Here is a 19,377-nt window from a genome sequence, read left to right on the forward strand (position 1 = left end):
CCGGCTTTGCCGCCGCCCCACCAGGTAGCGCTCTAGACTAGCTTGGCCGCCTGCCAACGGGTCCACAACTGACCGCCAAAACTGTTCAGCAGCAGCCCGGCGATAATCACCGCCGCACCGCCCACTTGCAACCAAGACAAGCGCTCATCCAGCAGCAAGGCCGCACTGGCCGTGCCAATCACCGGCACCAGCAAGGTCAGCGGCGCCACCCGCCAGGTTTCATAGCGTTTCAGCAAGCCACCCCACAGGCCATAGCCGATGATGCTGGCGAACAGCGCCAGATAGACCAGCGCCAGCACTGTCGGCAGTTGCAGATGGGTCAAGCTGTAGTGAATCTGCTGCGGCCCCTCAAACAGCCAGGAGCAGAGGAAAAACGGTCCGATCGGCACCAAAGCCGCCCACACCACCAACGGCAACATCGCTGGCGCATAGCGTTGGTTGATGACCTTATTGCTGATATTGCCCAAGCCCCACGACAGCGCCGCGGCCAACATCAACAGCAACGTCAGCGGGCTGATCCGGCTGCTGACGCTTTCATCCATACTGGCTTCGGCCAGCAGCCACATGCCCAAGCACGCCACCAGTGCGCCAAGCACATGCTGCCACTGCAAACGCTCGCGCAGCAGCATGGCCCCCAGCAAGATGGTGAAGAACGCCTGCACTTGCAGCAGCAGTGACGCCAGCCCCGCCGGCATACCCAGCTTGATTGCCAGGAAGAGCAAGGCGAACTGGCCAAAGCTGATGCTCAGGCCGTACAGCACCAACCACTTTAGCGGCAGCTCAGGGCGCTTGATAAAGAACACCGCCGGCAGCGCCACCAAACAGAAGCGCAGCCCTGCTAACAAGAATGGCGGCATGCCCTGCAAGCCGACTTTGATCACCACAAAGTTCAGCCCCCAAATCACCACCACACACAGCGCCAGCAACCTATCGCGGATCGACATAAGACTCTTCTTCAGCCCCTAGCAGGCGCGCCGCGCCCATAAAAAAGGGCCACCGAAGTGACCCTTTTGTTTAGCCTGCGTTAGGCCGTAGCCTGAGCAGCACCTGTGGTTTCGTCCATGGCTTGTTGCAGGGCCTTTTTGCGTTTTTCTTCGCTGCGGCGAGCGAAGAACCACATCACAAAGGTCACCAGCGACACGCTGAGCAGGATCAAGCTGGCCACCGCGTTGATTTCCGGCTTCACCCCCAGACGTACAGCGGAGAAGACTTCCATCGGCAAGGTGGTCGAGCCTGGACCGGAGACGAAGCTCGCCAGCACCAAGTCATCCAACGACAGGGCGAAGGACATCATGGCACCAGCCACCAGCGATGGCGCGATCATCGGGATGGTGATCAGGAAGAATACCTTCCACGGCTTGGCGCCTAAGTCCATGGCCGCTTCTTCGATGGACAGATCCAGCTCGCGCAAACGCGACGACACGATCACTGCGACATAGGCCGAGCAGAAAGTGGTGTGGGCGATCCAGATGGTGACCAGGCCACGTTCCGCCGGCCAGCCAATCAGTTGCGCCATGGCCACAAACAGCAGCAGCAGCGACAGACCGGTAATCACCTCAGGCATGACCAGCGGTGCAGTCACCAAACCACCGAACAGGGTGCGGCCCTTGAAGCGGGTCACCCGGGTCAGCACAAAGGCCGCCATGGTGCCCAGCGCCACCGCCGCAACGGCGGTGTACAGGGCCACTTCCAAGGAGCGCATGACCGAGCTCATCAACTGGGTGTTATCCAGCAGGCCGACATACCACTTCACCGACCAGCCACCCCATACCGTCACCAGACGCGAGGCGTTGAACGAGTAGATGACCAGAATGATCATCGGCAGGTAGATAAACGTAAGCCCAGCCCACAACATAAAGTTGGAGAAACTAAAACGCTTCATGGTCGTCCCTCCAGCTCTTTAGCCTGGTTGCGGTTAAACAGAATGATCGGGATGATCAGGATCGCCAGCATCACCACCGCCAGAGCTGAAGCCACCGGCCAGTCGCGGTTGTTGAAGAACTCTTGCCACATCACCTTACCAATCATCAGGGTCTCTGGGCCGCCCAGCAGCTCAGGAATCACGAACTCACCCACCACCGGGATAAACACCAGCATGCAGCCGGCGATGATGCCGTTCTTGGCCAGCGGCACGGTGATTTTCCAGAAGCTGTTGAAGGTGCTCGAACCCAGGTCAGACGCCGCTTCGAGCAAGCTCTCATCGTGCTTAACCAGGTTGGCATACAGCGGCAACACCATAAACGGCAGGTACGAATAGACGATGCCGATATACACCGCCAGGTTGGTGTTGAGGATCTGCAGCGGCTCGTTGATCAGCCCCAGCCACATCAGGAAGCCATTGAGCAGGCCGTTGTTGCTGAGGATGCCCATCCAGGCGTACACGCGGATCAGGATCGCCGTCCAGGTCGGCATCATGATCAGCAGCAGGAACACCATCTGCTTGTCTTTCGGCGCACGGGCGATGGCATAGGCCATCGGGAAGCCGATCACTAGGCAGAGCAAGGTGCTGACCGTGGCGATCTTCAGCGAGCCCAGATAAGCCGCCAGGTACAGGTCATCTTCGCTGAGGAAGATGTAGTTACCCAGGTTGATCAGCAGGGTCAGTTTGTTTTCTGCCCAGGTATAGATCTCGGTGTACGGCGGAATGGCTACGTCGGCTTCAGCAAAGCTGATCTTCAAGACGATGAAGAACGGCAGCATGAAGAACAGGAACAGCCACAGGAACGGCACCCCGATGACGAGGTGACGGCCTGTGGGCAGGCGTCGGGAGATACTTCGCATGATATTCATGAGCGCAGCGCCACCCCGCTATCGTCCTCCCACCACACGTAGACCTGGTCGTCCCAAGTCGGGCGGGCGCCACGGCGTTCGGCGTTGGCCACAAACGACTGGACGATCTTGCCGCTGGGCAGCTCGACGTGGAACACCGAGTGGCCGCCCAGATAAGCGATGTCGTGGACGATGCCGCGCGACCAGTTGTACTCGCAGGCCGGCTGCTCGGTGGTGACCAGCAGTTTTTCCGGACGCAGGGCGTAGGTGATGCTCTTGTCTTGCACCGAGGTGGTCACGCCGTGGCCGACGTAGATGTTGCGCTCCAGATCCGGGCAAGCGATCAGCGCATGGCCTTCAGCGTCTTCCACCACTTGGCCGTCGAAGAGGTTGACGTTGCCGATGAATTCACAGACCAGGCGGCTGGTCGGGGTCTCGTATACGTCGACAGGGCTGCCGATCTGTTCAATGCAGCCCAGGTGCATGATGGCGATGCGTTGGGCCATGGTCATGGCCTCTTCCTGGTCGTGGGTCACCATCACGCAGGTCACGCCGACCCGCTCGATGATTTCAACCAGTTCAAGCTGCATTTGCGAACGCAGTTTTTTATCCAGTGCGCCCATCGGCTCATCCAGCAGCAGCAGCTTCGGCCGCTTAGCCAGGGAGCGGGCCAGAGCCACACGCTGACGCTGGCCGCCAGACAGTTGATGGGGTTTGCGCTTGGCGTACTGGCTCATGTGCACCAGCTTGAGCATTTCCTCAACCCGGGCCTCGATCTCGGCCTTGGGCATTTTGTCCTGCTTGAGGCCGAAGGCGATGTTGTCCGCCACGCTCATGTGCGGGAACAACGCATAGGACTGGAACATCATGTTGATCGGCCGCTCATAAGGCGGCATGTCGGTGATGTCCTGACCATCGAGGAAGATGCGCCCGTCAGTCGGCCGCTCGAAGCCTGCCAGCATCCGCAGCAGGGTCGATTTACCGGAGCCTGAGCCACCGAGCAGGGCGAAGATTTCGCCCTTATTGATAGTCAGCGAAACGTCTTCAACCGCGACGGTTTCATCAAACTTCTTGGTGACACGCTCAATCTTGACCAAAACCTCTTTCGGCTTCTGATCACCCTCAAGCACTTTTTTGTAGGCACTGGAAGCAACTGCCATTACCAAAACTCCATAACTAGAGTGCTCAGCCCTGGTGGCCGAGCGCTTTGCAATTATTGACCGGACTTAACCTTGGTCCAGCTACGAGTCATCAGTCGCAATACCTTGGGCGACAGCTCCGAAGACACGTACAACTTATCCAGCACTTCTTGCGGTGGATAAACCGACGCATCCTTACGAATTTCTTGATCCATCAAAGCATCAGCGCTGGGATTGGGGTTGGCGTAACCCACATAGTCACTGACTTTGGCGATGACCGCAGGGTCCAGCAGATAGTTAATAAAACTATGGGCTTGCTTGACGTTACCGGCGTCTGCCGGGATCGCCAGCATGTCAAACCACAGGTTCGCACCCTCTTTAGGAATGCTGTAGGCGATTTCGACGCCCTTGCCGGCCTCTTCGGCACGGTCAGCTGCCTGCATAACGTCGCCAGAGAAACCTACGGCCACACAGATGTTGCCGTTGGCCAGATCACCGATGTATTTCGAGCTATGGAAATAGGTGATGTAAGGCCGTACGGCGAGCAGTTTGGCTTCCGCCTTGGCGTAGTCTTGCGGGTTCTGGCTGTTTGGATCGAGGCCCATATAGTTGAGCGCGACCGGAATCATTTCATCCGAGGAGTCGAGGAAGCTGACGCCACAAGCAGCCAGTTTCTTCATGTTTTCTGGCTCAAGCACAGTGGCCCAGGAGTCGATCTCATCGACACCAAGCACTTCTTTAACCTTGGCTACGTTGTAGCCAATGCCGTTGGTGCCCCACAGATAAGGCACTGAATATTGGTTGCCAGGATCGTTGCTCTCGAGTTGTTTGAGCAGCAGCGGATCGAGGTTTTTCCAGTTCGGCAGCTGGCTGCGGTCGAGCTTCTGAAATGCCCCCGCTTTGATCTGCTTGCCGAGGAAATGGTTAGAAGGAACCACTACGTCGTAGCCGGAACGGCCGGCCAGCAACTTGCCTTCGAGGGTTTCGTTGGAATCAAAAACGTCGTATTGGACCTTGATACCCGAGGCCTTTTGGAAATCAACGAGGGTGGTTTCACCGATATAGTCAGACCAGTTGTAGACCTTTACGACAGGTTCGTCGGCTTGTGCAGTACTGGTTGCGATAGCGGCGGCCAAAAGACTCGCCAGAATAGGGATACGACGCATAGAGCTATCCTTTTTTATTCTTTAAATGCGGCAGGTAAACCTGCCGCACCGTGGTTGCACTAGAGCATTAACGGCCAGACTTAATCTTGGTCCAGCTACGGGTCATGGCGCGTTGCGCGTTAGCCGGTAGATCCGGGAAGGTGTAGATCTTGGCCAGAGTAGCTTCATCCGGGTATACACCTGGATCGTTGCGCAGAGCCTCATCCACCAACGGCGTTGCCACCGAGTTGGCGCTTGGGAACTGGGTGTAGTTACTGATGTTGGCGATCACTTCCGGCTTCATCAGATAGTTGAGGAAGACGTGAGCGGCTTCGACGTTCTTCGCATCAGCTGGGATGGCCATCATGTCGAAGAAGCTGCCAGCACCTTCTTTCGGGATGCTGTAGGAGATTTTCACGCCGTTCTTGGCTTCTTCAGCACGGGACTTGGACTGGTACAGGTCGCCCGAGTAACCCACGGCCAAACAGATGTTGCCGTTGGCCAGGTCGCTGATGTACTTGGAACTGTGGAAGTAAGAGATCGACGGACGAATCTTCAGGAACAGTTCTTCCGCTTTCTTCAGCTCAGCTGGGTTAGTGCTGGTCGGTTTGAAGCCCAGGTAGTTCAACGCGGCCGGCAGGATTTCAGTCGGCGAGTCGAGGAAGGTCACACCGCAATCTTTGAGCTTGGCGATGTTGTCCGGGTTGAACACGATGTCCCAGCTATTAACCGGCACGTCGCCCAACGCAGCTTTAACTTTGTCGACGTTGTAGCCCAGACCGATGGTGCCCCACAGGTACGGTACCGAGTACAGGTTGCCTGGGTCGCTTGGGCTCAGGGCGGTGAGCAGGTTCTTGTCGAGGTTGCCCCAGTTCGGCAGCTTGCTGCGATCGAGTTTCTGGAACACGCCGGCTTTGATCTGCTTCGCCAGGAATGGGTTGGAAGGTACGACGATGTCGTAACCCGAACTGCCTGCCAACAATTTGGCTTCCAGGGTTTCGTTGCTGTCAAAGACGTCATAGACGACTTTGATGCCGGTTTCTTTCTGGAAGTTTTCCAGAGTGTCTTCGGCGATGTAGTCAGACCAGTTGTAGACGTGCAGGACTTTATCGTCCGCCTGTGCGGCACTCGCCACCGCCCCAAGGAGGGACAACGCGAGAAGGGTTTTGCCGAATTTACTCATGCGTACAGCTCCTGTTGTTGTAGTAAGACCCAGAAGGATGCGCGGTGAAATGCAGCACCTTCTGGTGAGGCTTAACACGCGCGCGGCCCAGTCTGGCAAGGTATCAGCCTAGATGCCAACTTTCAGGCATAACTGCATGAAAGTTAAGACTTAACCCCTTATCCAAGCACCTCTTTTGCAGTGAGGTCGAGACACTTACGAGCTTTTGCGACTAACTCATCAATTTCTGCATGGCTGATCACCAGCGGCGGCGAAATAATCATGGTGTCGCCGACAGCCCGCATAATCAGCCCATTATTGAAGCAATGGCCGCGGCAGATCATGCCCACGCCCCGCTCGCTGGGGTAGCGTTTACGGCTGGCCTTGTCCTGTACCAACTCAATGGCACCCAACATTCCCACCCCACGCACTTCACCCACTAGCGGATGATCCGCCAGCTCACGCAATCGCTTCTGCAAGTAAGGTGCCGTTTCCAGCTTAACTCGTTCAGCAATTTTCTCATCTTGTAAAATTTTCAGGTTGGCCAGAGCCACTGCGGCTGCCACCGGATGACCTGAATAGGTGAAACCATGGTTAAAGTCGCCCCCTTGGTTGAGCACCTCGACGATATCTTCACGCACCACCAGGCCGCCCATGGGGATGTAGCCGGAGGTCAGGCCCTTGGCGATGGTCATCATGTGCGGGGTGTTGCCGAAATAATCGCTGCCAAACCACTCGCCGGTGCGGCCAAAGCCACAGATCACTTCATCGGCGATAAACAGGATGTCGTACTTGGCAAGGATTTCACGGATGCGCGGCCAGTAGCTGTCCGGCGGAATAATCACGCCGCCAGCGCCTTGAATCGGCTCGGCGATAAAGGCGGCGACATTTTCTTCACCCACCTCAAGAATTTTCTTTTCCAGCTGATCCGCAGCCCAGATGCCGAACTCGTCGGGGCTCATGTCGCCCCCTTCTGCGAACCAATAAGGCTGCGGGATGTGGACGATACCGGGGATCGGCAGATCGCCTTGCTCGTGCATATAGGTCATGCCGCCCAAGCTCGCGCCGGCCACGGTGGAGCCGTGGTAACCGTTGATGCGGCTGATGATGACCTTTTTCTGCGGCTGCCCTTTGACTGCCCAATAATGGCGCACCATTCGCAGCATGGTGTCATTGCCTTCCGAGCCCGAGCCGGTGAAGAACACATGGTTAAGGCCCGGGGGGGTCAGCTTGGCGATTTCTTTAGCCAGCTCCAGCGCTGGTGGCGTGGCGGTCTGGAAGAACATGTTGTAGTACGGCAGCTCTTGCATCTGCTTGGCCGCTGCATCGGCCAACTCTTTACGACCGTAGCCAATCGCGACACACCACAGCCCAGCCATGGCATCAAGGATCTGTTGGCCTTCGCTGTCCCAGAGGTAAACCCCCTGCGCCTTGGTGATGATGCGCGGACCTGCTTCGGCTAACTGTTTGAAATCACTGAACGGCGCAAGATGATGCTCACGGCTCATTGCCTGCCATTCGCGGGTTTTCGGATTACTCACTTGACTGCTCATTACGACACCTTGTTTGCAGGTCGGCCGCAGCCGCCCATGGAGTGCGGGGCCGCACTGACGCCGCGGGAGGCAGCGCCAGTGCCCCGATGACTAGACCGATAGCAGCAGGAACTCACGTTCCCACGAGCTGATGACGCGGTTGTAGTTCTCGTGCTCGGCACGTTTTACCGCGACATAGCCACGGATAAATTTCTCGCCCAGATACTTCTCGGCATCCTTACAGGCTTCCATACGCTCCAAAGCGCTTTCGATAGTCACCGGCAGACGCAGATTGCGCCGCTCGTAACCACGGCCTTTAACTGGCGCGCTCGGTTTAACGTCGCCGACCATGCCCATGTAGCCGCACAGCAAGCTGGCAGCCAGCACCAGGTAGGGGTTGGCATCGGCGCCGGCCAGGCGGTTTTCCACGCGGCGGTTTTGCGGAGTGGCTTCCGGTACGCGCAGGCCCACGGTGCGGTTCTCTTCGCCCCACTCGACGTTGACTGGCGCCGAGGTGTCCGGAAGGAAACGGCGGAACGAGTTGACGTTGGGCGCGAACAGCGGCAACAACTCAGGGATGTATTTCTGCAAGCCGCCGATGTGCTGCATAAACAGCTCACTCATGGTGCCATCGGGGTTGGAGAACAGGTTTTTGCCGGTATTGATATCCACCACGCTTTGGTGAATGTGCATGGCGCTGCCCGGCTGGTCGGTGATCGGCTTAGCCATAAAGGTGGCGGCCACATCATGCTTGAGCGCGGCTTCGCGCATGGTGCGCTTGAACACCAGGATTTGGTCCGCCAAGTGTAAGGCGTCGCCGTGACGGAAGTTGATTTCCATCTGCGCCGGGCCTTCTTCGTGGATCAGCGTGTCCAGATCCAGCCCCTGCAGCTCGCACCAGTCGTACATGTCTTCGAACAGCGGATCGAATTCGTTGGCGGCGTCGATGGAGAACGACTGGCGCCCGGTTTCTGGGCGACCGGAGCGGCCCACTGGCGCTACCAACGGGAAGTCCGGGTCACTGTTGCGCTTGGTCAGGTAGAACTCCATCTCCGGGGCGACGATGGGCTTCCAACCTTTATCGGCATACAGCTTGAGGATGTTTTTCAGAATATTGCGCGGCGACAGCTCAATCGGCCGGCCCTGCTTGTCGAAAGTGTCGTGGATCACCATGGCGGTCGGCTCAATGGCCCACGGCACGAGGAATACGGCGTTCTCGTCAGGACGGCAGAACATGTCGATGTCGGCTTCGTCGAGCAGTTCGTAATAGGTTTCGTCTTCGACGTAATCGCCGGTCACCGTCTGCAGCAACACACTCTCTGGCAGACGCATGCCTTTTTCATCTAGGAATTTATTGGTCGGCGAAATCTTGCCGCGGGCAATGCCGGTAAGATCGCTGATCAAGCACTCAACTTCGGTGATTTTGCGTTCTTTCAGCCAGCTCGAAAGCTGGTCTAATTTGGTACTCATAGAGACCTCAGGGTTGGTGAGAGCCAGCTTCTATATAGTTGACTCAGCGTTGCCCCGCCCTCTTCCTGCAAGCCTCACCAAAGGCCTGAAAGATGGCGAGATAATTCGGGTTAGATCGTACCTGCCATTCCGGGTGCCATTGCACCCCTAAAGCAAAGCTTTTCGCGCCATCGACGGAGAAAGCCTCGATCAACCCGTCAGGCGCCAACGCTTCTACACGAAGGCCGGGCGCCAGACGTTCTACGCCCTGGCCATGAATGGAATTTATCTGAATTTGCGCCGCCAGACCCAATCCAGCCAAGACGCCACCAGGCTGAATATGCAGGGCATGGCGCAGGCCGTATTGTGCCTCAGCCGGCAGCCCTTCCGGCTCGCGGTGATCCATATAGCCTGCAACCTCATGTACCTTCTGGTGTAGAGTGCCACCAAAGGCCACATTCATTTCCTGAAAGCCACGGCAAATGCCGAGCACCGGAATGCCTTGCGCTACGGCGGCTTTGATCAGGGATAAGGTGGTGCTATCGCGGGCCGGGTCGTGCGGTGTACCCGGTTCACTGGCGGGGCCAGCGTAATGATGGGGTTCGACATTGGAAGGTGAGCCGGTAAACAGCAAACCGTCGAACTGCTCGAGTAAAAATGCCTGGTCTACTTGCGTACCCAATGCCGGAATGATCAGTGGCATGGCTTCGGCCACCTGAACCACGGCCTGAAGGTATTTATCGCCGGCAGTGTGGTAGATGTTGTGCCCCAACAATTTGGTGCAGGCACTAACGCCGATAATCGGCTGACGCGACATGAGACACCCGTATTATTGCTGTTATGGGTTTGACCCGAGCTTAGCCGCGTTCATTTTATTTCACAATAGCCATGTAAAAAATTGAACACAGCTCACTGAGCACTGCGCCAGACACGGCCTGCGACCGAGTCGGCACAGCCCGTAACGCCCTAAAAGTGGCCACGACGCACCAAGTTGCAGCGTAAAAAGGCTGCCTTGACAGCTATTAGCGTTTACGATTGACTCGACGTTGTGCAATTGCATGATTGAAATTTTTAACAAAAAAGGTGTTGCATCATGTCGGTACCCCCGCGTGCCGTTCAGCTTAACGAAGCGAACGCGTTCCTTAAGAAACATCCTGAGGTCCTGTTCGTCGACCTTCTGATCGCAGATATGAATGGTGTGGTGCGCGGCAAGCGTATCGAACGCGCAAGCCTGCATAAGGTGTATGAGCGCGGCATTAATCTCCCGGCTTCTCTGTTTGCTCTGGATATCAACGGTTCCACGGTGGAAAGCACCGGTCTGGGCCTGGATATCGGCGACGCGGACCGGGTCTGCTTTCCCATCCCCAACACGCTGAGCAATGAGCCTTGGCAGAAGCGTCCAACTGCGCAACTGCTGATGACCATGCACGAAATGGAAGGCGAGCCGTTCTTCGCCGACCCTCGGGAAGTATTGCGGCAGGTGGTGACGAAGTTCGACGAACTGGGCCTTACCATTTGCGCGGCGTTTGAAATCGAGTTCTACCTGATCGACCAGGCTAACGTGAACGGCCGTCCGCAGCCGCCACTGTCGCCGCTGTCGGGTAAACGCCCACAGTCGACCCAGGTCTACCTGATCGACGATCTCGACGAATACGCTGAATGCCTGCAAGACATTCTTGAAGGCGCCAAAGAGCAAGGCATCCCCGCCGATGCGATCGTTAAAGAAAGTGCCCCGGCGCAGTTTGAAGTCAACCTGCACCACGTCGCGGACCCGATCAAAGCCTGCGACCACGCCCTGCTGCTCAAGCGCCTGATCAAGAACATCGCCTACGACCATGAAATGGACACCACCTTCATGGCCAAGCCTTACCCCAACCAAGCGGGTAACGGCTTGCACGTGCATATCTCGATCCTCGACAAGCAAGGCAACAACATCTTCGCCAGCGATGATCCAGAGCAAAACGATGCCCTGCGTCATGCCATTGGTGGCATCCTCGAAACCATGCCCGCGTCGATGGCGTTCCTCTGCCCGAACGTTAACTCCTACCGCCGTTTCGGCGCTCAGTTCTACGTGCCGAACTCGCCGTGCTGGGGCATCGATAACCGCACCGTGGCCCTGCGCGTACCCAACGACACCGCCGATGCCGTGCGCATCGAGCACCGTGTCGCCGGCGCTGACGCCAACCCTTACCTGCTGATGTCGGCGGTACTGGCCGGCGTGCACCATGGCCTGACCAACAAGATCGAGCCAAGCGCACCGGTGGAAGGTAACTCCTACGAGCAAAACGAGCAGAGCCTGCCGAACAACCTGCGCGATGCCCTGCGTGAGTTGGACGACAGCGAAATCCTCGCGCGCTATATCGACCCTAAATACATCGACATTTTTGTCGCCTGTAAGGAAAGCGAGTTGGCCGAGTTCGAGAACTCCATCTCCGACCTCGAGTACAACTGGTACCTGCATACGGTCTGATCGACCCAACAACGCCGGCGCATTCGCCGGCGTTGTTTTATCAATAAAAATAATATTGTCGCGACCTGCTACAGGTCACTGAATCGCAAATCTGCCACAGCTAAACTCGAGCCCTGTACTTGCTTAATGCATGACTAGGGAGATCCCAATGCTGCGTCAGCTTTGCCCACTTTTGCTTGCCCTAGCACCGCTGCTCAGCAGCGCCGAAGAAGTCATCCGGGTGTACAACTGGAATGACTACATCAACCCCCAGGTACTGACCGACTTCACCGCCAAGACCGGCATTCGCATTGACTACCAGACCTTTAGCACCTCGGAAGAACTCGAGGCAGCACTGTCCCGTGGCGATGCCATTGATGTCACCGTGGCGCAGCACAACTCACTGCCGCAGATGATTGGCAAAGGTCAATTGCAGACCCTGGATTTCAACAAACTGCCTAACCGCAGCCACCTCGACCGGCAATTGCTGAGCACCTTGATCGCCCTTGATCCGGGCAACCAACATGCCCTGCCTTATCTGTGGGGCGCCGTCGGGCTGGCCATCAACAAACCACAAGCCGAAGCCGCGTTTGGCGGCCCGCTCCCCAATAGCTGGAGCTTGTTATTTGATCGCGAGCAAAGCTCGCGCTTGGCCAGCTGCGGCATCAGCGTGCTGGATGCACCGGATGAGACGCTGAGCATCCTGCTCAACTATCAGGGCTATAACCTCGCCCGCAGCGCGTCCAACCGCATCAAGCGCAGCGCTCAATTGCTCCAAGGCTTGCGCCCGAACCTGCGCTACGTGGACAGCGAGCGCTATATCGACGACCTCAACCAAGGCAAGCTGTGTGTCGCCATGGCCTGGGTCGGTGATGCACTGGCCGCCGCCAATGCCGGACAGCCGGTGGAGTTCAGCGTGCCGGAAGAAGGCTCGGTGGTGTTTATCGACAGCCTGGTGATTCCCAGCAGCGCCACGCGTCCCGACCTGGCTTATCAGTTCATCAACTATGTGATGCAACCCGAAGTCGCGGCGCTGACCACTAACTACACCCTGTATCCGAGCGGTAACGCGGACGCCAAGCAGTTCCTCGATGAGAACCTGCGCAACCAGCCGCTGCTGTATCCGGATCGCACCATCAAGCGCCGCTTGCATCCAGTGGAAGCACTGCCGGAAAAACAACGGGCGACGCGTGAAAGTGTCTGGACCAGCTTTCGCGACGCCAGCTAAAACTTAAGCCGTGGCTGGCGGCCAAGGCCGCCAGCTAGCCTCATTACTTAACCAACTGGCGCCAGGCTTTGAGCGAACTCAGCACCTGCAACTGGTGCATGCGCTGCTCCAAAGCTTCATCGCTAATCGGCGCTTGGGCCAATTCGGCCAGCTTGCTCAGCTCGCCGTAGAGGCGATCAATCTCGCTCACATCGAGCACGCCACGGGCCAGTTGCAGCCACACCAGCAGGCGCTCGATGCGCGGCAACTGCTCGGCTAAGTCTTCCGGCTGCTGCTGATAACGACGCGGTTGCAGCGCCGCGCCTTCTTCACCCAGCAGCGTGGTCAGCCAGTTCGCCAATGCCGCAGCGCCTTGGCGATTGCCGCGATTGTTGCGCGCTACGGTCCAGCTGCGGTTAAGCAACCAACGCGAGGCCTGCAGCGAGAACAGCCCCCAACGGGTGCCCTCCAGCTCAGTGGCAAACTGCTCTGGCGCTTGTTTACGCGCGTGCTCATCGTGCTGGCCGGCCAGGGTCCGTGGCCGCCATTCGTTCAGCAGCGCATCCAGCCATTGGCGCAGCTCATGACTGCTAGCCCGAGGCGCGGCTTGCCCCAAGCTGCTGAGCAGGGCGCGCAGCGCGGCCAAACTCTCAGTCCACTCCACCAGCAAACGCCAGTGACCATTGAAGCGATACTGCTCGGCCAGGCGCTGACTGCTCCCCAAGAGATACCAAGCCAAGGCGGCCACGGCATCATCTAACGGCGTCTCGCCAGTCAGCTCAGGCTGCGGCAAATGCAGGCTGTAACTGCTCGCATCAAACAGGCGGTAACCGCGCTCGGCCTTGCTGATATCACAGGGCATCAGCGGCAGTTCCGCGGCCAGTTCAGCGGCCAATTCGAGCAGCGCATCCGGCTCGCCTTGGCGCAGCTCCAGCTCCAGTTCGCAGATCTCTTCTTCACCTTCGCCAGCGATGACTTTGCCCAGGTCCAGCGCCGCTTCGATGACCACTTTGGCCTTGCCACGCCCCCAGGCGATTTCAGCTTTTTCGCGAACGAAGTCGGTGCTGAAAATGGCCATCAGCTGCTTTTTATCCAGCTCAGCCAAAGCCTGCGGCCAGCAACTGTCGTCGAGTTTTTTCAGGTCGAGCTTGGCCTTGCTCAGGTACCAATCCCATTCGTTGCGCTCGGATAAACCGGCGACGCTTTGGCCACGGCTCTTAAGGGTTTGGATCACCTGCTCGGCATCGCGACGCAGACGCAAGGCGACCTTGGCGTGGGCTAAATCCCGCGCGGGCGTATCGAAATACTGATTGAACAGTGGGCGCTGTTCCCAACCGCTTTTGTTGCGCTTTTTCAGCAGCGGATGATCACGCAGAGCAGTCAGGGTTTCACGGCTGACGCGCAGCTTGATTTCGGTTTCTTTGTTCATGGTGGTGGGGTTCAACGCCTATGATGAAATGGTGACAGCTTAGTGGTGCGCTGGCTCGTCGTTGGACGGCCCCGTATACTAAAAATTCTTAACGCTTGGGGTCGCCCTATGCCAGTTAATCCGTTTGCCAGCCTGTTCGGCCGTTCGCCCATCGGCCCCATGCAACAGCACTTCGCTAAAGCCCATGAATGTGCGGCGAATTTAGTGCCGTTTTTTGCCGCTGTGATGGAGCAAGACTGGAGCCAAGTGGAGCAGATTCAACAGCACATGGCGGGCCTGGAATACGAGGCCGACAAGCTTAAGAAAAGCGTGCGTATCAACCTACCCAAGAGCCTCTTCCTGCCCGTGCCGCGCTCGGATTTACTTGAGCTGCTGAGTGTACAGGACAAAGTCGCCAACCGCGCCAAGGACATCGCCGGGCTGATGCTTGGCCGGCAAATGGTCATCCCCCACGACTTGCAACCGCAGATGCGGGCCTTTGTGCAACGCAGCGTGGATGCCAGCGCCCAAGCGCTCAAGGCCATGCATGAACTCGATGAGCTGCTGGTCAGCGGCTTCGGCGGCCGCGAGGCGACGTTGGTCGAGGCCATGGTCATGGAGCTTGAGCAAATCGAACGCGACACCGACCAGATGCAAATCGAAGTACGGCGTACGCTGTTTAAGCTGGAAAAGGACCTGCCCGCTGTTGATGTGATGTTCCTCTACAAAATCATCGAATGGATCGGTGACGTCGCTGACCGCGCAGAGCGCGTCGGTAACCGCCTGGAACAACTGTTGGCGCGCTAGGCGCCAGCAGCCCTTCTGGACTCTACGGATAATTCTTATGTCTTTTATTGCGGACTACGGCTACGTATTGCTGCTGCTTGCCTGTGCCTTTGGTTTTTTCATGGCCTGGGGGGTTGGCGCCAATGATGTGGCCAACGCCATGGGCACCTCGGTGGGCTCCAAAGCCCTGACCATCAAACAGGCGATTGTGATCGCCATGGTTTTTGAATTTTGCGGCGCCTACTTGGCCGGCGGCGAGGTCACCGAAACCATCAAAAGCGGCATCGTCGATGCCGAGATGATCAGCCCCGATTTGATGGTGCTGGGCATGCTCTCCGCTCTGCTGGCCGCGGGCAGTTGGTTGCTGATCGCCTCCATGCGCGGCTGGCCGGTCTCCACCACCCACACCATCGTGGGCGCGGTGATTGGCTTTGCCGCCGTGGGTATTTCTGTGGACGCGGTGCACTGGTCCGGCGTCGGCCCCATCGTCGCCAGCTGGGTGGTGACCCCGGTGATGGCCGGGGTGATTTCCTTCTTGCTGTTTAGCAGCGTGCAGAAGCTGATTTTCCACAGCGAGCAGCCGTTTCAAAACGCCAAGCGCTATGTGCCGCTGTATATGTTCTTGACCGGTTTTATGATCTCGCTGATGACCCTGACCAAGGGCCTGAAGCATGTCGGTTTGTACCTCACGGACTTCCAGGGCTTCTTGCTCGCGTTGGGGATTGGCGCGGCGGTGATGGTCTTGGGCATCGTCCTGCTGCAGCGGGTGCATGTCGATGCTGAAGCCGACAAAGACTTTCATTTTTCCAGCGTGGAAAAAGTCTTCGCCATCCTGATGATCTTCACCGCCTGCTCCATGGCCTTCGCCCACGGCTCCAACGACGTGGCCAACGCCGTGGGTCCTTTGGCCGCGATTGTTGAGGTGATCGAAGCCGGTGGCGATATGGTCGTGGCTACGCAAGCGGCATTGCCTGGCTGGGTATTGATGCTCGGCGCCTTGGGTATCGTGGTTGGCCTGGCCACCTATGGCTATAAAGTGATCGCCACCATCGGCAAACAAATTACCGAGCTGACCCCTAGCCGCGGCTTTGCTGCCGAGCTGGCGGCCGCCACCACGGTGGTCAGCGCCTCGGGCCTGGGCCTGCCGGTATCCACCACCCACACCTTGGTCGGCGCCATCTTGGGCGTGGGTTTAGCCCGAGGTATTGGCGCCTTGAACCTGAGCGTGATCGGCAAGATTTTTATGTCGTGGGTGGTCACCCTGCCCGTCGGCGCGCTGCTGTCGATGATCTTCTTTGTGATTCTGCGCGCGCTGTTCACCTAAACCGCCAGTCTGCTCAGCGGTTCCCTCCGCCGGCGCGATGGCTCTATGATGGGCCCTCGCCCGCGGAGAATCGCCCATGCCGTTACCCTCACTCAAAGAGCAGTTCGCTGCGCTGATCGCCAGCCCATCGGTGAGCTGCACCCAAGCGAGTTGGGATCAGTCCAACCGCGGCGTCATCGAGCTGCTGAGCAGTTGGTTAGGCGACCTGGGCTTTCGCTGCGAAACCCAGGAAGTCACCCCCGGCAAATTCAACCTGCTCGCCACCTATGGCAGCGGCCCCGGTGGCTTAGTGCTGGCCGGGCACAGCGACACGGTGCCCTTTGATGCCGCGCTGTGGCAGACCGATCCACTGCAGCTCACTGAAGTCGACGGCCGTTGGCTGGGCTTGGGCGTATGCGATATGAAGGGCTTTTTCGCCCTCGCCATCGAGGCGGTCAAGCCCTTGCTTGAGCAGCCGTTTAAGCAGCCCCTGATCATCCTCGCCACCTGCGATGAAGAAAGCTCCATGTCCGGCGCCCGTGCCCTGGCCGAAGCCGGCCGGCCCTTGGGCCGCGCAGCGGTGATTGGCGAACCGACCGGGCTTAAGCCGATCCGCCTGCACAAGGGCGTGATGATGGAGCGCATCGACATCCTCGGCCAAAGCGGTCACTCCTCGGACCCCAGCCTGGGTCACAGCGCGCTGGAAGCCATGCAAGATGTGATGCTGGAGCTGCGCGGCCTGCGCAGCCAATGGCAACGTGAATTTAACAACCCGCAGTTCAGCGTGCCGCAGCCGACGCTGAACTTCGGCTGCATCCACGGCGGCGACAACCCCAACCGGATCTGCGGCCAGTGTTCGCTGGAGTTTGATCTGCGCCCGCTGCCGGGCATGCAACCGGAGCAACTGCGCGCGGCGATCCGCCAGAAGCTGCAACCCTTGGCCGAGCAACATCAGGTCAAGATCGACTTTGCCCCGCTGTTCCCCAGCGTGCCGCCGTTCGCCGAAGCCGCCGATGCCGAGCTGGTGCGCCTGGCCGAACGTCTGACCGGACACAGCGCTACAGCAGTGGCTTTTGGCACCGAAGCGCCTTATCTTCAGCAGCTTGGCTGCGAAACCTTGGTCCTCGGCCCTGGCGATATTGATTGCGCCCACCAACCCGGCGAGTACCTGGATATGTCACGTTTGCAGCCCAGCGTGCGTCTGCTGCAACAATTGATCGAGCATTATTGCCTGTAACCCATTTAAGCCACCTGACCTGGAGGAACGAACGCGTGAAGCTGCCCCAACTGCGACGATGATCCATCCGCTGCTCTCGGCTGCAACTGGGCGCCTGCGCGCCTGACCCCATGCGTTCCATCTTTGACACAGGCTTATCTGCAATGCACGACCACGTAAACTGGCTTCGCCACGCCTCGCCCTACATCAACGCCCACCGCGACTGCACCTTTGTGGTGATGCTGCCCGGTGAAGGCGTAGCCCACCCGAACTTTGGCAATATCGTCCACGACTTAGTCCTGTTGCACAGCCTTGGCGTGCGCCTGGTGCTGGTCCACGGCTCGCGCCCGCAAATCGAAGCACGCCTGGCTCAAAACGGCCTGACCCCGCGCTATCACCGCAACCTGCGCATCACCGACACGCCCACTCTGGATTGCGTGATCGATGCCGTCGGCCAGTTGCGTATCGCCATCGAAGCACGGCTGTCGATGGACATGGCGCGCTCGCCGATGCAAGGCGCGCGGCTGCGCATCACCAGCGGCAACTTCGTCACCGCACGGCCGATTGGCGTGGTCGATGGCGTCGACTATCACCACACCGGCGAGGTGCGGCGGATCGACCGCAAGGGCATCAATCGGCAATTGGATGAGCGCAGCATCGTGCTGCTCTCGCCCATTGGTTATTCGCCCACTGGCGAAATCTTCAACCTCGCCTGCGAAGACGTCGCCACCCGCGCCGCGATTGATCTGGATGCCGACAAACTGTTGCTGTTTGGCGCTGAGTGCGGGCTGCTGGATGCCACGGGCAATCTGGTCCGTGAACTGCGCCCACAGCAAGTGCCGGCGCACTTGCAACGCTTGGGCAACAGCTATCAAGCCGAGCTGCTCGATGCTGCTGCCGAAGCCTGCAAAGGCGGCGTGCGGCGCAGCCATATCGTCAGCTACAGCGAAGATGGGGCGCTGCTCAGCGAGCTGTTCACGCGCACCGGCAACGGCACCTTGGTGGCACAGGAGCAGTTTGAATCGGTGCGCGAGGCCAGCATCGAAGATGTCGGCGGCCTGATGGAGCTGATCACCCCGTTGGAAGACCAGGGCATCTTGGTCCGGCGCTCGCGGGAAGTGCTGGAGCGCGAGGTGACGCAATTCACCATAGTCGAGCGTGAAGGGCTGATCATCGCCTGCGCCGCGCTGTACCCGATTGCCGACTCCAACAGCGGCGAGCTGGCGTGCCTGGCGGTGAACCCGGCGTATCGCCATGGTGGTCGCGGTGATCAATTGCTGGAGCGCATCGAAACACGAGCGCGGGCCATGGGCCTGAAAACCCTGTTCGTCCTCACCACCCGTACCGCCCACTGGTTCCGTGAGCGCGGTTTCGAGCCGAGCAGCGTCGAACGCCTGCCCGCCGCCCGCGCCTCGCTGTACAACTTCCAGCGTAACTCGCAAGTCTTCGAGAAGTCCCTCTAAGGCAGACGCGAGACAAGGTGGGTTACACCGCTACGCGGCTAACCCACCCTACGCTCTACGACTCGCCATGGTGCACAACGTAGGGCGGTCAACGGCCGCGCAGCGGCCTTGGCCACCATCGCCACCGCGCCTTCAGACTTGAAGATTTACCGATATCCCCATGGCTGGGCACCCGGTGGATGGATAAAGCGCCATCCACCCTACGCTCTGGCACAGTCGTAAGGTGCAATCGCCGCACAGGCGCTTGCACCACGGCAGCCATCCTGCACAACGTAGGGCGGTCAACGGCCGCGCAGCGGCCTTGGCCACCATCGCCACCGCGCCCTCAGACTTGAAGATTTACCGATAA

The 19,377-nt window shown here is 58.7% G+C and carries 16 protein-coding genes; 6 read left to right on the forward strand and 10 right to left on the reverse strand.

The genetic code is table 11. The annotated features are described in order from the left end of the window. Positions 1-32: 32 nt before the first annotated feature. From NTD81_RS13075 to NTD81_RS13115, 9 genes are all read right to left on the reverse strand, one after another. Positions 33-944 (reverse strand): EamA family transporter, encoded by a 912-nt coding sequence (locus NTD81_RS13075; RefSeq protein WP_262182944.1) that lies wholly within the window; start codon positions 942-944, stop codon positions 33-35. An 80-nt stretch (positions 945-1,024) separates the two neighbouring features. Beyond that, a complete protein-coding gene (locus NTD81_RS13080; protein ID WP_262182946.1) occupies positions 1,025-1,882 on the reverse strand; it encodes an ABC transporter permease subunit in 858 nt (285 codons plus the stop codon). After that, entirely contained in the window at positions 1,879-2,760 is an 882-nt protein-coding gene (locus tag NTD81_RS13085; protein WP_262182983.1) for an ABC transporter permease subunit, read from the reverse strand. The genes NTD81_RS13080 and NTD81_RS13085 overlap by 4 nt, the downstream gene beginning before the upstream one ends. 26 nt (positions 2,761-2,786) lie before the next feature. After that, complete coding sequence (locus NTD81_RS13090) at positions 2,787-3,929, reverse strand: ABC transporter ATP-binding protein (protein ID WP_262182947.1); 1,143 nt, start codon at positions 3,927-3,929, stop codon at positions 2,787-2,789. A 53-nt stretch (positions 3,930-3,982) separates the two neighbouring features. Continuing rightward, entirely contained in the window at positions 3,983-5,074 is a 1,092-nt protein-coding gene (locus NTD81_RS13095) for a polyamine ABC transporter substrate-binding protein (protein ID WP_262182948.1), read from the reverse strand. 67 nt (positions 5,075-5,141) lie between these two features. Then, on the reverse strand, positions 5,142-6,236 hold the full coding sequence (locus NTD81_RS13100) for a polyamine ABC transporter substrate-binding protein (RefSeq protein ID WP_262182949.1): 1,095 nt from the start codon (positions 6,234-6,236) through the stop codon (positions 5,142-5,144). A 158-nt stretch (positions 6,237-6,394) separates the two neighbouring features. Continuing rightward, positions 6,395-7,768 (reverse strand): aspartate aminotransferase family protein, encoded by a 1,374-nt coding sequence (locus NTD81_RS13105; RefSeq protein ID WP_262182951.1) that lies wholly within the window; start codon positions 7,766-7,768, stop codon positions 6,395-6,397. Between the two features lie 90 nt (positions 7,769-7,858). Then, on the reverse strand, positions 7,859-9,217 hold the full coding sequence (locus tag NTD81_RS13110) for a glutamine synthetase family protein (protein WP_262182953.1): 1,359 nt from the start codon (positions 9,215-9,217) through the stop codon (positions 7,859-7,861). A 43-nt stretch (positions 9,218-9,260) separates the two neighbouring features. Next, positions 9,261-10,013: a gamma-glutamyl-gamma-aminobutyrate hydrolase family protein gene (locus NTD81_RS13115; RefSeq protein WP_262182954.1), complete on the reverse strand. Its 753-nt coding sequence runs from the start codon at positions 10,011-10,013 to the stop codon at positions 9,261-9,263. Between the two features lie 276 nt (positions 10,014-10,289). Here NTD81_RS13115 and NTD81_RS13120 point away from each other — a divergent pair, with 276 nt between their 5' ends. Both NTD81_RS13120 and NTD81_RS13125 read left to right on the forward strand, forming a co-directional pair. After that, positions 10,290-11,666 (forward strand): glutamine synthetase family protein, encoded by a 1,377-nt coding sequence (locus tag NTD81_RS13120; protein WP_262182955.1) that lies wholly within the window; start codon positions 10,290-10,292, stop codon positions 11,664-11,666. Positions 11,667-11,814: 148 nt separating this feature from the next. Then, positions 11,815-12,873: an extracellular solute-binding protein gene (locus tag NTD81_RS13125; protein WP_262182957.1), complete on the forward strand. Its 1,059-nt coding sequence runs from the start codon at positions 11,815-11,817 to the stop codon at positions 12,871-12,873. A 43-nt stretch (positions 12,874-12,916) separates the two neighbouring features. Here the strand turns inward: NTD81_RS13125 and NTD81_RS13130 are convergent, their stop codons facing one another. Then, positions 12,917-14,281 carry an inorganic triphosphatase gene (locus NTD81_RS13130; RefSeq protein WP_262182959.1) on the reverse strand — a complete coding sequence of 455 codons (1,365 nt, stop codon included), beginning with the start codon at positions 14,279-14,281 and terminating at the stop codon, positions 12,917-12,919. Positions 14,282-14,389: 108 nt separating this feature from the next. Here NTD81_RS13130 and NTD81_RS13135 point away from each other — a divergent pair, with 108 nt between their 5' ends. The 4 genes from NTD81_RS13135 (at position 14,390) to argA (ending at position 19,028) form a co-directional block, all read left to right on the forward strand. Next, on the forward strand, positions 14,390-15,067 hold the full coding sequence (locus NTD81_RS13135) for a TIGR00153 family protein (RefSeq protein WP_262182961.1): 678 nt from the start codon (positions 14,390-14,392) through the stop codon (positions 15,065-15,067). A gap of 37 nt (positions 15,068-15,104) precedes the next feature. Beyond that, the gene (locus tag NTD81_RS13140; protein ID WP_262182963.1) at positions 15,105-16,370 is read left to right on the forward strand and encodes an inorganic phosphate transporter; all 1,266 of its coding nucleotides are present in this window, start codon (positions 15,105-15,107) and stop codon (positions 16,368-16,370) included. A gap of 76 nt (positions 16,371-16,446) precedes the next feature. After that, on the forward strand, positions 16,447-17,586 hold the full coding sequence (gene argE / locus NTD81_RS13145) for an acetylornithine deacetylase (protein WP_262182965.1): 1,140 nt from the start codon (positions 16,447-16,449) through the stop codon (positions 17,584-17,586). A gap of 143 nt (positions 17,587-17,729) precedes the next feature. Then, positions 17,730-19,028 carry an amino-acid N-acetyltransferase gene (argA, locus tag NTD81_RS13150; protein ID WP_262182967.1) on the forward strand — a complete coding sequence of 433 codons (1,299 nt, stop codon included), beginning with the start codon at positions 17,730-17,732 and terminating at the stop codon, positions 19,026-19,028. Positions 19,029-19,377: the final 349 nt, after the last annotated feature.

This window comes from Pseudomonas sp. 5P_3.1_Bac2 (assembly GCF_025465995.1).
GTDB lineage: Bacteria > Pseudomonadota > Gammaproteobacteria > Pseudomonadales > Pseudomonadaceae > Aquipseudomonas.

What these genes read in the sequence shown, in the direction of transcription:
- NTD81_RS13075 (WP_262182944.1), bottom strand. Translation starts at nt 944, where the DNA reads ATGTCGATCCGCGATAGGTTGCTGGCGCTGTGTGTGGTGGTGATTTGG.
- NTD81_RS13080 (WP_262182946.1), bottom strand. Translation starts at nt 1,882, where the DNA reads ATGAAGCGTTTTAGTTTCTCCAACTTTATGTTGTGGGCTGGGCTTACG.
- NTD81_RS13090 (WP_262182947.1), bottom strand. Translation starts at nt 3,929, where the DNA reads ATGGCAGTTGCTTCCAGTGCCTACAAAAAAGTGCTTGAGGGTGATCAG.
- NTD81_RS13095 (WP_262182948.1), bottom strand. Translation starts at nt 5,074, where the DNA reads ATGCGTCGTATCCCTATTCTGGCGAGTCTTTTGGCCGCCGCTATCGCA.
- NTD81_RS13100 (WP_262182949.1), bottom strand. Translation starts at nt 6,236, where the DNA reads ATGAGTAAATTCGGCAAAACCCTTCTCGCGTTGTCCCTCCTTGGGGCG.
- NTD81_RS13105 (WP_262182951.1), bottom strand. Translation starts at nt 7,768, where the DNA reads ATGAGCAGTCAAGTGAGTAATCCGAAAACCCGCGAATGGCAGGCAATG.
- NTD81_RS13110 (WP_262182953.1), bottom strand. Translation starts at nt 9,217, where the DNA reads ATGAGTACCAAATTAGACCAGCTTTCGAGCTGGCTGAAAGAACGCAAA.
- NTD81_RS13115 (WP_262182954.1), bottom strand. Translation starts at nt 10,013, where the DNA reads ATGTCGCGTCAGCCGATTATCGGCGTTAGTGCCTGCACCAAATTGTTG.
- NTD81_RS13120 (WP_262182955.1), top strand. Translation starts at nt 10,290, where the DNA reads ATGTCGGTACCCCCGCGTGCCGTTCAGCTTAACGAAGCGAACGCGTTC.
- NTD81_RS13125 (WP_262182957.1), top strand. Translation starts at nt 11,815, where the DNA reads ATGCTGCGTCAGCTTTGCCCACTTTTGCTTGCCCTAGCACCGCTGCTC.
- NTD81_RS13130 (WP_262182959.1), bottom strand. Translation starts at nt 14,281, where the DNA reads ATGAACAAAGAAACCGAAATCAAGCTGCGCGTCAGCCGTGAAACCCTG.
- NTD81_RS13135 (WP_262182961.1), top strand. Translation starts at nt 14,390, where the DNA reads ATGCCAGTTAATCCGTTTGCCAGCCTGTTCGGCCGTTCGCCCATCGGC.
- NTD81_RS13140 (WP_262182963.1), top strand. Translation starts at nt 15,105, where the DNA reads ATGTCTTTTATTGCGGACTACGGCTACGTATTGCTGCTGCTTGCCTGT.
- argE (WP_262182965.1), top strand. Translation starts at nt 16,447, where the DNA reads ATGCCGTTACCCTCACTCAAAGAGCAGTTCGCTGCGCTGATCGCCAGC.
- argA (WP_262182967.1), top strand. Translation starts at nt 17,730, where the DNA reads ATGCACGACCACGTAAACTGGCTTCGCCACGCCTCGCCCTACATCAAC.